The 12,759-nt window shown below is 73.2% G+C and carries 9 protein-coding genes and 1 riboswitch; all 9 genes read right to left on the reverse strand.

The genetic code is table 11. The annotated features are described in order from the left end of the window. Positions 1–5 precede the first annotated feature (5 nt). Positions 6–755, reverse strand: a complete 750-nt coding sequence (gene cobI, locus ACFZDC_RS27340; RefSeq protein WP_391327997.1) for a precorrin-2 C(20)-methyltransferase — start codon at positions 753–755, stop codon at positions 6–8. Next, on the reverse strand, positions 752–2,137 hold the full coding sequence (locus ACFZDC_RS27345) for a cobyrinate a,c-diamide synthase (protein WP_391327999.1): 1,386 nt from the start codon (positions 2,135–2,137) through the stop codon (positions 752–754). The genes cobI and ACFZDC_RS27345 overlap by 4 nt, the downstream gene beginning before the upstream one ends. Continuing rightward, on the reverse strand, positions 2,131–2,739 hold the full coding sequence (gene cobO, locus ACFZDC_RS27350; protein ID WP_391328001.1) for a cob(I)yrinic acid a,c-diamide adenosyltransferase: 609 nt from the start codon (positions 2,737–2,739) through the stop codon (positions 2,131–2,133). The genes ACFZDC_RS27345 and cobO overlap by 7 nt, the downstream gene beginning before the upstream one ends. Beyond that, on the reverse strand, positions 2,739–4,736 hold the full coding sequence (locus ACFZDC_RS27355) for a putative cobaltochelatase (RefSeq protein WP_391328003.1): 1,998 nt from the start codon (positions 4,734–4,736) through the stop codon (positions 2,739–2,741). Before ACFZDC_RS27355 ends, cobO begins: the two co-directional genes overlap by 1 nt. After that, positions 4,733–8,383 (reverse strand): cobaltochelatase subunit CobN, encoded by a 3,651-nt coding sequence (gene cobN / locus ACFZDC_RS27360; RefSeq protein WP_391328004.1) that lies wholly within the window; start codon positions 8,381–8,383, stop codon positions 4,733–4,735. The genes ACFZDC_RS27355 and cobN overlap by 4 nt, the downstream gene beginning before the upstream one ends. Continuing rightward, entirely contained in the window at positions 8,380–9,924 is a 1,545-nt protein-coding gene (locus ACFZDC_RS27365; protein ID WP_391328006.1) for a cobyric acid synthase, read from the reverse strand. The genes cobN and ACFZDC_RS27365 overlap by 4 nt, the downstream gene beginning before the upstream one ends. Continuing rightward, entirely contained in the window at positions 9,921–10,865 is a 945-nt protein-coding gene (locus tag ACFZDC_RS27370; protein ID WP_391328008.1) for a cobalamin biosynthesis protein, read from the reverse strand. The genes ACFZDC_RS27365 and ACFZDC_RS27370 overlap by 4 nt, the downstream gene beginning before the upstream one ends. A gap of 100 nt (positions 10,866–10,965) precedes the next feature. After that, a riboswitch (cobalamin riboswitch) is annotated at positions 10,966–11,104 on the reverse strand. A gap of 119 nt (positions 11,105–11,223) precedes the next feature. Beyond that, positions 11,224–11,451 (reverse strand): hypothetical protein, encoded by a 228-nt coding sequence (locus ACFZDC_RS27375; protein ID WP_391328010.1) that lies wholly within the window; start codon positions 11,449–11,451, stop codon positions 11,224–11,226. Between the two features lie 34 nt (positions 11,452–11,485). Continuing rightward, entirely contained in the window at positions 11,486–12,748 is a 1,263-nt protein-coding gene (locus tag ACFZDC_RS27380; RefSeq protein WP_391328012.1) for an inorganic phosphate transporter, read from the reverse strand. Positions 12,749–12,759 lie beyond the last annotated feature (11 nt).

Consider the following 12,759-nt stretch of genomic DNA (forward strand, 5'->3'; position numbering starts at 1 on the left):
CCGGCTCACAGCTTCCCGCCCCGTCCGCCGTCCCGCCGCGGCGGCGCGATCAGCGTCGACAGGTACGGCAACGGCGCCTCGTCCAGCTCGGCGGCCGGCCGCACCGACTCCTCCGGCAGCCCCAGCGCCGAGCCCCACACGGCGTCCCCGATCCGCCCGGTCTCCCGCAGCGCCTCCGCCACCTCGGCGGCCTGCCGACCGAACTTGTACGCCACGACGGTCCCCGGCCCGGCCAGCGCCTCCTTGAGCGCGGCGGAGCCCGCCGTCACCGGCACCAGCGTCAGCGGCTCGGTCCCCTCGGTGAGCACGGCCCCCGACCGCGCCGCCAGCTCCTGCATGGCGGTGATCCCCGGCACGGTCTCCACGACGACGCCCGGCACCAGCTCGACGATCGTCTGCGCGAGATACGTGAAGGTCGAGTACACGTTCGGGTCCCCGATCGTGGCGAAGGCGACCGATCCGTGCTTGCCCAGCAGCCCGGCGACCCGCGCCCCGGCCGCGTCCCAGGCCGCCTCCCGCCGCGCCCGGTCGGTCCGCTCGTTCAGCGCGAACACCACCCGGACGACCTTGTCCTCGGGCACGTAGTGCAACACCGTGGCCTCGGCCCGCCCGCGTTCGCCGCCGTCCTTTCCGTCAGGCGCAGCCATCACGGGTACCACGACGACGTCGGCCGCCCGCAGTGCGTTGACCCCCTTGACGGTCACCAGCTCCGGGTCGCCCGGACCGACCCCGACACCGATCAGCCTGCTGCTCATGACGTCCCGCACCTCTCCACGAACCGACGGGCCACACCGGGCTCGGACGCCCAGTGCGTGTGCAGATAACTCGCGTGCACGCCCTGCTGTACGAAACCTTCGACCCGCCGGACCGGGGCGCGCAGCCCCCAGGCGGGAGCCGCACCGGCGCCGGGCTCGACGACGGTGCGGTGGAACTCGTGCCCCCGCATCCGCGTCCCCGCGACGGCCAGCACACTGTCCCCGACGGCCACGGCGTCCCGATAGCCGAGGGTGAGCCGTTCACTCATCCGCGCCGTGGCGTCCAGGACCGCGCACATGGGCAGGCCGTCGAGCTCCCGGCACAGGTAGAGCAGTCCGGCGCATTCGGCGGCCACGGGAGCACCACTGAGGGCAAGCTCGGCGATCGCCTTCCGGAGCGGCTCGTTGGCCGACAGCTCGGCGGCGTACACCTCCGGGAACCCACCGCCGACGACCAACCCCGCGGTCCCCTCGGGCAGTTCCTGATCCCGCAGCGGATCGAAGGTCACGACGTCGGCACCGGCGGCGGCAAGCAGTTCGGCGTGCTCGGCATAGGAGAAGGTGAACGCCTCCCCGCCGGCGACCGCCACGGTGGGCGCCCGCCTCCGGGCCGACCGGGTCGGACGGTCGTGGGTGGACGAGGCAACGGCCTCGGCCGCCTCCCAGGCCGCGCCCGACAGCGCACCGGCACTCCGCGCCAGCGCCATCAGGGCATCCAGGTCGCACCCCTCGACCACCTGCGCGGCCATCGCCGCGACCGCCTCGACCGCGGCAGCGCGCCGCTCGGCGACCGGTACCAACCCCAGGTGCCGGGAAGGCGTGTCCACCTGAGCCGCCCGCCGCAAGGCACCCAGCACCGGAACCCCGGCCGCATCCAGTGCCTCGCGCAGCAGCGCCTCGTGCCGGTCGGAGCCGACCTTGTTGAGGATCACGCCCCCGACCCGCACCTCGGGATCCCAGGACGCGAACCCGTGCACCAGCGCCGCCACCGACCGCGACTGCGACGACGCGTCCACGACCAGCACCACCGGCGCCCGCAACAGCTTGGCGACCTGGGCGGTGGACGCGAGTTCCCCCTCGCCCGCGGCCCCGTCGTACAGCCCCATCACACCCTCGACGACGGCCAGATCACACCCCTGCGCGCCGTGCAGGAACAGCGGAGCGACCAGCTGCGGCCCGCACAGGTACGCGTCCAGGTTCCGCCCCACCCGCCCGGTGGCGAGCGCGTGATACCCGGGGTCGATGTAGTCGGGCCCCACCTTGTGCGCGGACACGGCGAGCCCCCGCGCGGCGAACGCGGCCATCAGCCCCGTGGCGACGGTGGTCTTGCCGCTGCCGGACGACGGCGCGGCGATGACCAGCCGAGGAACGGACGTCACCACTCGATGCCCCTCTGGCCCTTCTGGCCCACGTCCATGGGGTGCTTGACCTTGGACATGTCGGTGACGAGGTCGGCGAAGTCCACGAGCTTGTCCGGCGCGTTCCGGCCGGTGATCACGACATGCTGGGTACCGGGCCGGTTGCGCAGCACGTCGACCACCTCCTCGGTGTCCACCCAGCCCCAGTGCATCGGGTAGGCGAACTCGTCCAGCACGTACAGCCGGTACGTCTCGGCCGCCAGGTCGCGCTTGACCTGCTCCCAGCCCTCCCGGGCCTTCTCCTCGTTGGTCGCGTTGTCACCCTGGATGTCCCGCTGGACCCAGGACCAGCCCTCGCCCATCTTGTGCCAGTCGACGCTCCCGCCCTGCCCGGAGGCGCCGAGCACCCGCAGCGCGTTCTCCTCGCCGACCTTCCACTTCGCCGACTTGACGAACTGGAACACCCCGATCGGCCACCCCTGGTTCCAGGCGCGCAGCGCGAGACCGAACGCGGCCGTCGACTTGCCCTTGCCGATGCCCGTGTGCACGACGACCAGCGGCCGGTTGCGCCGCTGCCGGGTCGTCAGTCCGTCGTCCGGGATCACACTCGGCTGTCCCTGAGGCATTACGCCGCCCTCCTCGAAGTCCCCTGCACGTCCCTGACCAGCCCGGCGATCGAGTCGGCCCGCAGCTCGTCCAGCGTGACGGCCGTACCGCCCAGCTCACCGGCGAGCTGCCCGGCGAGCCCGAGCCGCACCGGCCCCGACTCGCAGTCCACGACCACCGAGGCGACCTGGCCGGCCGCGAACAGCCGGGCCGCCCGTCCCGCCAGCGCCACCGGCTCCGGACCGCCGGTGGCCCGCCCGTCGGTCACCACCACGACCAGCGCCCGCCGCGCGGGATCGCGCAGCCGCTCCACCCGCAGCACCTCGTGCGCCTTGAGCAGCCCGGCCGCGAGCGGGGTACGCCCGCCGGTGGGCAACGACTCCAGCCGCGCCGCCGCCGCGTCCACGGAGGAGGTCGGCGGCAGGGCCACCTCGGCCGACGCGCCCCGGAAGGTCACGAGCCCCACCTTGTCCCGCCGCTGGTAGGCGTCCAGCAGCAGGGACAGCACGGCACCCTTCACGGCGCTCATCCGCTGCCGCGCCGCCATCGACCCGGAGGCGTCGACCACGAACAGCACGAGGTTGCCCTCGCGCCCCTCGCGTGCCGCCTGCCGCAGATCGTCCCGGCGCAGCACGAGACCGGGCCCGGACCGCCCGCGCGCCCGCTGGTGCGGGGCGGCGGCCTGCACGGTGGCCGCCAGGTGCAGCTTGGTCAGCGCACCCCGGGGCCGCCTGGCCCCGGTGGTCCGCCCGCGCTCGGTACGCGCCCGGGAGCGCCGGCCGGCGGCACCCTCGCCGATACCGGGGACGCTCAGCACCTTCGTGCGGAACGGCTCGGCGGCACGCGCCGGGGTCTGCTCGCCGCCACCGGAAGCCTGCGGCTCCCCGCCCTCACCGGCCTCGGGCCGCGCGGAGGCGTCCCCGCCGCCCTGCGGGCCGCCGTCGGACCCCGGTGGCTGCCCACCACCCCCGCCGGGCCCCTCGGGGTCGGGATCGTCGTCGCCCTCTCCCGAGAACTGCTCCAGCGTCTCGTCCAGCTTGTCCTCGTCCAGGCCCGGCGCGTCGAACGGGTTGCGCCGCCGCCGGTGCGGCAGCGCCAGCAGCGCGGCCTGCCGCACGTCCTCGGCGAGCACGTCCGTCCGCCCGGCCCACGCGGCCAGCGCGGTCGCCGTACGCGCCATGACGATGTCGGCGCGCATCCCGTCCACCTCGAAGGCCGCGCAGGTCGCCGCGATCTGCCGGAGCGCCCCGTCGCCCAGCCGCACCTGGGGCAGCAACTCCCGTGCCGCCACGATCCGCTGCCGTACGGCGGCCTCCTCGTCGGCCCACCGTGCGGCGAAGCCGGCCGGATCGTCGTCGTACGCCAGCCTGCGCCGTACGACCTCCACCCGCTGGTCCGGCTCCCGGGAGGCCGCCACCTCCACCGTCAGCCCGAACCGGTCGAGCAACTGCGGCCGCAACTCGCCCTCTTCGGGATTCATGGTGCCGACGAGCAGGAACCGGGCCGCATGCCGCACCGAGACGCCCTCGCGCTCCACGTACGAGGCACCCATCGCCGCCGCGTCCAGCAGCAGGTCGACCAGGTGGTCGTGGAGCAGGTTGACCTCGTCCACGTACAGGATCCCGCGGTGCGCGTCGGCCAGCAGGCCCGGCTCGAACGCCTTCACGCCCTCGGCGAGCGCCCGCTCGATGTCGAGCGCGCCGACCAGCCGGTCCTCTGAGGCACCGACGGGCAGTTCCACCATCCGCGCCGGACGCGCCATACCGGCTCCCGGCTCGTGCGGGCCGTCCGGACACCCGGGGTCCGGGGCGTCCGGGTCGCAGGAGAAACGGCACCCGGGGACGACGGACACCTCGGGCAGCAGCGCCGAAAGGGCCCGCACGGCCGTTGACTTGGCGGTGCCCTTCTCGCCGCGCACCAGCACACCGCCGACCGCCGGCGACACGGCGTTCAGCAGCAGCGCGAGCCGCAGGTCGTCCTGTCCGACGACGGCCGTAAAGGGGAAGGGGGTGGTCACTGGTCGTCCTCCAAGTCGCCTTCCAGCTCCAGGTAGGTGGCGCGCAGCCGCTCCAGCGTGTCCGCGTCCGGCTCGGCCCACAGCCCGCGGTCCGCCGCCTCCAGCAGCCGCTCGGTGATCCCGCGCAGCGCCCACGGGTTGGACTGCTTCATGAAGTCCCGGTTCTCCGGGTCGAAGACGTACTCCGCGCTGAGCTTCTCGTACATCCAGTCGTCGACCACGCCCGCCGTTGCGTCGTAGCCGAACAGGTAGTCCACGGTCGCCGCCATCTCGAAGGCGCCCTTGTAGCCGTGCCGTCGCATCGCCGCCATCCAGCGCGGGTTGACCACCCGGGCCCGGAACACGCGGTGCGTCTCCTCACCCAGCGTGCGGGTCCTCACCTGGTCCGGTACGGCACTGTCACCCACGTACGCCTCCGGGTTGGCGCCGGTCAGGTGCCGGACCATGGCGACCATGCCGCCGTGGTACTGGAAGTAGTCGTCGGCGTCGACCAGGTCGTGCTCGCGGGTGTCGACGTTCTTCGCCGCGACCGCGATCCGCCGGAACGCCGTCTCCATGTCCCCGCGCGCCGCCCGCCCGTCGAGCCCGCGCCCGTAGGCGTAACCGCCCCACACCGCGTAGACCTCGGCGAGGTCGGCGTCGCTGCGCCAGTTGCGGGCGTCGATCAGCGGCAGCAGGCCGGCGCCGTACGCCCCCGGCTTCGAGCCGAAGATCCGGGCCGTCGCGCGCCGCCGGTCACCGTGCTGTGCCGCGTCCTCCTCCACGTGCGCCCGCACGTAGTTGGACTCGGCCGGCTCGTCCAGCCCGGCCACCGCCCGCACCGCGTCGTCGATCAGTCCGACCACATGCGGGAACGCGTCCCGGAAGAAGCCGGAGATGCGGACCGTGACGTCGATGCGCGGCCGCCCCAGCTCGGCCGGCGGAATCACCTCGAACCCCGTCACCCGGCGCGAGGCGTCGTCCCACACCGGCCGGCAGCCCAGCAGGGCCAGGATCTCGGCGATGTCGTCGCCCTGGGTGCGCATCGCCGACGTGCCCCACACCGTCAGACCGACCGACTTCGGGTACTCCCCGGTGTCCTGCAGATACCGCTGGACCAGCGAGTCGGCGAGCGACTGGCCGACCTCCCAGCTCAGCCGGGAAGGGATGGCCTTGGGGTCGACGGAGTAGAAGTTCCGGCCGGTCGGCAGCACGTTGACCAGACCGCGGGTCGGGGAGCCCGAGGGGCCGGCCGGGACGTAACCGCCGTCCAGGGCCCGCAGGATGTGCCCGATCTCGTCGGTGGTCCGGGCGAGCCGCGGCACGACCTCGGCGCAGGCGAACTCCAGCACCGCCACGGCGTCCGCGGGTTCGGTGCCGAGCACGTCACGCAGGACGCGGCGCACGGTCGTGCCGTCCCACGCCTGCCCTTCCATCTCCTGCGCCATCCGCCGGCACAGCTGCTCCAGCAGGTCGATCGCGTCGGCGGCCGTACGCGACGGGCCCTCGACGAGGTCCGTCAGCTCCACCGGCACCTTCACCGGCGCTCCCGGCGCGGCCAGCAGCTCCTTCTCGACGAGCCCGAAGTGGGCCGCCAGCGAGGCCCGCAGCCCCGGCAGTGCGTTCGCCTGCCCGCCCCACACTTGCGAGGCCCGCAGCACGGCCAGCACGAGGTTCACGCGCGGCTCGCCCACCGGGCCGCCGCCGAGGATGTGCAGACCGTCCCGGATCTGCACGTCCTTGATCTCGCACAGATAGCCGTCGATGTGCATGACGAACTCGTCGAAGGCGTCGTCGTCCGGCTGCGCGTCCACATGCAGGTCGTGGTGCAGCTCGGCCGCCTTCACCAGCGTCCAGATCTGCGCGCGCACGGCCGGTGCCTTCGCCGGGTCCAGGTCGGAGACGAGCGCGTACTCGTCCAGCAGCTGCTCCAGCTTGGCCAGGTCGCCGTAGGTGTCGGCACGCGCCATCGGCGGCACCAGGTGGTCGACCACCGTGGCGTGACCGCGCCGCTTGGCCTGCGTGCCCTCGCCGGGGTCGTTGACGATGAACGGGTAGATCAGCGGCAGATCGCCGAGCACGGCGTCCGGAGCACAACCGGCGCCCAGCCCGAGGCCCTTGCCGGGCAGCCACTCCATCGTGCCGTGCTTGCCCATGTGCACGAGCGCGTCCGCGCCGAAACTGTTCTCCAGCCAGCGGTAGGCCGCCATGTAGTGGTGGGAGGGCGGCATGTCGGGGTCGTGGTAGATCGCGATCGGGTTCTCGCCGAAGCCGCGCGGCGGCTGGATCATCACGACCACGTTCCCGAACCGCAGGCAGGCGAGGACGATGTCGTCGCCGTCCACGTACAGGCTGCCCGGCGGCTCGCCCCACGCCTCGAGCATCGCGTTCCGCAGGCCGGGGTCGAGCGTGTCGAACCACGCCCGGTAGTCGGCGAGCGGCACCCGCGCGGGGGCGGCCGCCAGCTGTTCCTCCGTCAGCCACTCGACGTCGTGCCCGCCGGCCTCGATGAGCCGGTGGATCAACTCGTCGCCGTTGTCCGGGTGCGCGGTGAGGCCGTATCCCGCGTCCCTGAGGGCGTCCAGCACCCGTACCGCCGAAGCGGGCGTGTCCAGACCGACCGCGTTGCCGACCCGGGAGTGCTTGGTCGGGTAGGCGGTGAAGACCAGCGCGATCCTCTTCTCGGCGTTCGGCTTGTGCTTCAACCGGGCGTGCCGTACGGCGATTCCGGCCACCCGCCGGGCCCGCTCGGGGTCGGCGATGTACACCGGGACCTCGTCCGGACCCTGCTCCTTGAAGGAGAACGGGACGGTGACGAGCCGTCCGTCGAACTCGGGGATCGCGACCTGCATCGCCGCGTCCATGGGGGAGAGGGCGGCGTCCGACGCCTCCCAGGCCGCCCGCGAGGAGGTGAGGCAGAGCCCTTGCAGCACGGGCACGTCGAGATCGGCCAGTGCTCCGATGTCCCAGGACTCCTCGTCGCCGCCCGCCGAGGCCTGCGAGGCGTGCGTACCGCCCGCGGCGAGCACGGTGGCGACCAGGGCGTCGGCCCGCCCCAGCAGTTCGTAGAGCCCGGGGTCCGCGCCGCGCAGCGAACCGCAGTGCACGGGAAGGGCGTTGGCGCCGTGCGCCTCGATCGCGTCGCACAGCGTGTCCACGAAGGCGGTGTTGCCGCTCAGCTCGTGCGCCCGGTAGAAGAGCACGCCCACGGTCGGACGGCCGTCCCGGATCTCGTACGCGCCGTGCACCCCGAACTCCGGCATCTTCCGGGGCGCTTCGAACCCCTCGCCGGTCAGCAGCACGGTGTCGGAGAGGAACCGGGCCAGCTCGGTCAGGTTCGCGGGGCCGCCCTCGACCAGGTACTTCAGCGCCTCCGCCACGACACCCGCCGGAACCGACGACTCGGCCATCAGCTCGGCGTCCGGCACGGTCTCGCCGCCCAGCAGCACGGTCGGCACGCCCGACGCCTTCAGCGCGGCGAGCCCGTCCTCCCAGGCGCGCTTGCCGCCCAGCAGCCGTACGACGGCGATGTCCGCGCCCTCGACCAGGGCCGGCAGCTCCTCCGTGACGTCCACCCGGGTCGGATTGCCGATCCGGTAGCCGGCGCCGGAGGCCCGGGCCGCCAGCAGATCGGTGTCGGCGGTCGACAACAACAACACTGTGCTCATGCGGGCGCTCCCGGTGGAATGAAAGGCAGTCCTTGCGGCGCGCCGGACTCGATGAGCCGCCACAGCGCGTCCGTGTCCGCGTGCTGTTCGATGAGGTCGCCGAGCCGGTCGAGCTGCTCCTCGCGCAGCGCGGCGAAGGACGTGTCCGGGGCCGGTACGAAGCGGCGCCCCGCGGCGGCCGCCACCTCGCGCAGGAAGGCCCGCCGGAAGCCGTCCGACTCCAGGGAGCCGTGCCAGTGGGTCCCCCAGGTCTGCCCGACCCGGCAGCCGTCCAGGAAGGCTTCCCCGCCCAGGACTTCGGCCACTCCGTGGTGGATCTCATATCCCTCGACCGGTTCGCCGAGGGCCTCACCCACCGGCCGGGTCAGGGTCTTCTCCCGGGCGAAGCGCACCCGCACGGGGAGCACTCCGAGCCCCGGGACCTGGCCGGCCCGCGACTCGACCTCGTCCTCGATGTGCCGGCCGAGGATCTGGAAGCCGCCGCAGATGCCGAGGACGGGCCGGTGCTGGGCAACCCTGCGCACCAGCGCGTCCGCAAGACCCCGCTCCCGCAGCCACTCCAGCGCCCGCACGGTCCCGCGCGTGCCCGGGATCACCACCAGGTCGGCGTCGGCCAGCTCCTCCGGCCGGTCCACGAACCGCACCACGACACCCGGCTCGGCGGCCAGCGCGTCCACGTCCGTGAAGTTGGACATGAGCGGGATCGCGCAGACGGCGATCCGCAGCACGTCCTCGCCGACCGGCGGTACCACCGCGGACTCCCGTACGGTGCCGTGCGGCGAGACCCTCCCCCACGCTCGGCTTCGCTCGCGCGGGGGGACCCCCATCCCGTCCTCCTCGTCGATGCCGAGCCCGTGCCGGAACGGCAGCACACCGTAGGTGCGCCGCCCGGTGAGCCCGTGCAGCATGTCGAGGCCCGGCTCCAACAGCGAGACGTCCCCCCGGAACTTGTTCACCAGGAACCCGGCGACCAGCTCCTGGTCCTCGGGCGAGAGCAGGGCGACGGTCCCGAAGAAGGAGGCGAAGACGCCCCCGCGGTCGATGTCGCCCACCACCAGCACGGGCAGCCGCGCGTTCCGCGCGATCCCCATGTTCACGATGTCCGTCCGCCGCAGATTGATCTCCGCGGGCGAACCGGCCCCCTCACAGATCACCGCGTCATACGTGCCCCGCAACTCGGCCAGGCAGTCCAGCACGGTGCCGAGCAGCCGCTGCTGGCGCCCGCCGTGATACCCGCGTGCGCTCAGCTCGCCCACCGGCTTGCCCAGCAGCACCACCTGGCTGCTCTGTTCGCCGCCCGGCTTGAGCAGCACCGGGTTCATCAGCGCGGTCGGCTCGACCCGGCAGGCCTGGGCCTGCATGGCCTGCGCCCGCCCGATCTCCGCGCCCTCCCGGGTGACGAACGAGTTGAGGGACATGTTCTGCGCCTTGAAGGGCGCCACCTTCACGCCCTGGCGCACGAGCCACCGGCAGATCCCGGCCGTCACGACGCTCTTGCCGGCGTCGGAGGTGGTGCCGGCGACGAGGAGACCACCGTTCACTTCCCACGTCCCTTCACGAGTCGGCGCCCGGCGACCGTGACGCCGAGCGCGAGCAGGCCGACGCGGCGGGAGAGCCGTACGGCCCGGTCGATGTCGGTGACCCGGACGGCCCGCCCGGTGCCCCCGTTCAGAACGGGCCGGTGTTCGACGCGGCCGCCGTAGGAGAGCGTCCCGCCCAGCCGCACACCGAGGGCGCCCGCGAACGAGGCCTCCACGGGCCCGGCGTTGGGGCTCGGGTGCCTGCGCGCGTCGGCCTTCCAGGCGTGCAGCGCGCCGCGGGGATCGGGGCCGGCCGCTGCGGCGAGCACGGCGGTCAACCGCGCACCCGGCCACCCGGCGACGTCGTCGAGGCGGGCGGAGGCCCAGCCGTAGCGCCGGAAGCGGGGCGACTTGTGCCCCACCATCGCGTCCAGGGTGTTGACGGCCCGGAACCCGAGCAGCGCGGGGACCCCGCCCACGGCACCCCACACCAGCGCGCCCACGACGGCGTCGGAGGTGTTCTCGGCGACCGACTCGACCACGGCCCGGGCGATCCCGTGGGTGTCCAGCGCCTGCGGATCACGGCCGCACAGATGCGGCAGCCGCTCGCGGGCGGCCGCCACGTCGCCGGCCGCGAGGGCGTGCCCGATGACCCGGGCCTCCCGCGCGAGGGAAGTACCCCCGACGACGGCCCAGGTGGCGGCGGCGGTCAGGGCGACGGAGGCGGCGGGAGACCGGCGTACGGCCCGTTCGGCGAGAGCCCCGAGCGCGACGGCACCCCCGGCGCACACCCCCGTGTGCAGCGCCCCCCACCCACGGTGGTCGCGCCACAGCACACGTTCCACGGCCCCGGCGGCCCGCCCGAACGCGGCGACCGGATGCCCCCGGCGCGGATCGCCGAGGAGCAGGTCGCCGAGAAGGCCGGCGGCGGCGCCGTACGCGTAGAAGCGATCGGCACCCATCGGCTCAGCCGGCCGCGGGGGCAGGCAGAACCCGGTTACTGAACCTCAATCGGCAGCCGCGCATGGCGATATGTCCTCACTCAGGGTGTCCGCGCCCTGGTTCGACGAGACCGGCGGTGAGAGTTCCTGGCTCCCGGGATTCCTTCCCCGGTGACAGTGGCGGGACCGCGCCGGATTCGCACCGGCTTCCTCTCTGCCGCCGTACATGGCCCGGGCAGTCCACCACGCGCCCGGAAGGGCCGTCAACTTGCCTTTGACCTGCGAGGGGAGAGTGTGCTGAGCCCCACACCGGTGAGGTCCGGGCATGCGGAAGGCTCCTTGCCGGGACACGCCGGCAAGGAGCCTTTCGGACGGTGGGTCAGGGCTTGGCCACGATCAGGTAGATCCCGTAGGCCACCGCGGCCGCGCACGCGGCGAAGCACACGTACGCACCGGTCGCGGTGAGCGCCGCCGAGTTGCCCTGCGCGGTGGCCTTCTCGCGTCGCGACAGGCCGTTGATGCCGAGGGTGAACAGGGCCACCACGCCCACCGTGAACGCGAGGCTGACGCCGAAGACGGAGCCGAGAGCCGCCCAGTCGATCTTCATGGGGATGCTTCCTTCAGTTACCGGGTGCTCGGGGTCAGACCGTCGCGGCCGGCGGAACCGCCGGCGCCGCGGTGTCGGTCGCGGCCGGAGCCGGGATCGTGGCCGTCAGGTCCTCGGTGACGGTGAGGGTGCCCGTGGGCGGCGGGGTCACCGCGGCGATGGCGGCGGTCACCACGCCGGCCGGCTCCTCGGTTCCGTCGACGGCGTTGACGTTGGCGCTGTCCACGACCTCGCGCCGGGAGAACTTCCAGATCGCGGCGCTGGCGCCGACCAGGAAGACGGCGACGACCGCGGTGCCCCAGTCGCCCAGGTCCGTGACGGACTCGGCGAGCGCGCCGACCAGGGCGGCGGCCGGGAGGGTGAGGGCCCAGGCGACGACCATGCGGGTCGCGGTGGACCAGCGGACCACACCGCCCTTGCGGCCCAGACCGGCACCCATCACCGAGCCGGAGACCACGTGGGTGGTCGAGAGGGAGAAGCCGAGGTGGGAGGAGGCCAGGATGGCGGTGGCCGCGCTGGTCTGGGCGGCGAAGCCCTGTCGCGGCTCCAGGTCGGTCAGGCCCTTGCCCATGGTGCGGATGATGCGCCAGCCGCCGATGTAGGTGCCGAGTGCGATGGCCAGACCCGCGGAGAGGATCACCCAGGTGGGAGGGTTGGAGCCCGGGGCGATGGCACCGCCCGCGATCAGCGCCAGGGTGATGATGCCCATCGTCTTCTGCGCGTCGTTGGTGCCGTGCGCGAGGGAGACCAGGCCGGCGGAGGCGATCTGACCGGCGCGGTAGCCCTTGCGGGTGGCCTCGCCGTCGGCCGTGCCGCCGATGCCGTAGGAGAAGCGGGTGGCGAGCATGGCCGCCACACCGGCCACCACCGGGGCGGCGACGGCCGGGAGCAGAACCTTGGTGACCAGGACGTCACCGTGGACGGCGCCGAAGCCCGCGGAGGCGACGGTGGCGCCGATCAGGCCGCCCATCAGAGCGTGCGAGGAGCTGGAGGGCAGTCCCACCAGCCAGGTCATCAGGTTCCAGAGGATCGCGCCGACCAGGGCGGCGAAGATGACCTCGGGACGGATGCCGTTCTCATCGACGAGACCCTTGGAGATCGTGTTGGCGACCTCCACGGAGAGGAAAGCGCCTACAAGGTTGAGGGCGGCGGACATGGCCACCGCGACCTTGGGCTTGAGCGCACCGGTCGAGATGGTCGTGGCCATCGCGTTGGCGGTGTCGTGAAAACCGTTCGTGAAATCGAACGCGAGTGCGGTTATTACCACAATCGCGAGGATCAGCGAGAAGTTTTCCATTTACCCAGGCA

It is taken from the genome of Streptomyces sp. NPDC007905 (assembly GCF_042959345.1).
GTDB lineage: Bacteria > Actinomycetota > Actinomycetes > Streptomycetales > Streptomycetaceae > Streptomyces.

What these genes read in the sequence shown, in the direction of transcription:
- cobI (WP_391327997.1), bottom strand. Translation starts at nt 755, where the DNA reads ATGAGCAGCAGGCTGATCGGTGTCGGGGTCGGTCCGGGCGACCCGGAG.
- cobO (WP_391328001.1), bottom strand. Translation starts at nt 2,739, where the DNA reads ATGCCTCAGGGACAGCCGAGTGTGATCCCGGACGACGGACTGACGACC.
- cobN (WP_391328004.1), bottom strand. Translation starts at nt 8,383, where the DNA reads ATGAGCACAGTGTTGTTGTTGTCGACCGCCGACACCGATCTGCTGGCG.
- ACFZDC_RS27370 (WP_391328008.1), bottom strand. Translation starts at nt 10,865, where the DNA reads ATGGGTGCCGATCGCTTCTACGCGTACGGCGCCGCCGCCGGCCTTCTC.
- ACFZDC_RS27375 (WP_391328010.1), bottom strand. Translation starts at nt 11,451, where the DNA reads ATGAAGATCGACTGGGCGGCTCTCGGCTCCGTCTTCGGCGTCAGCCTC.
- ACFZDC_RS27380 (WP_391328012.1), bottom strand. Translation starts at nt 12,748, where the DNA reads ATGGAAAACTTCTCGCTGATCCTCGCGATTGTGGTAATAACCGCACTC.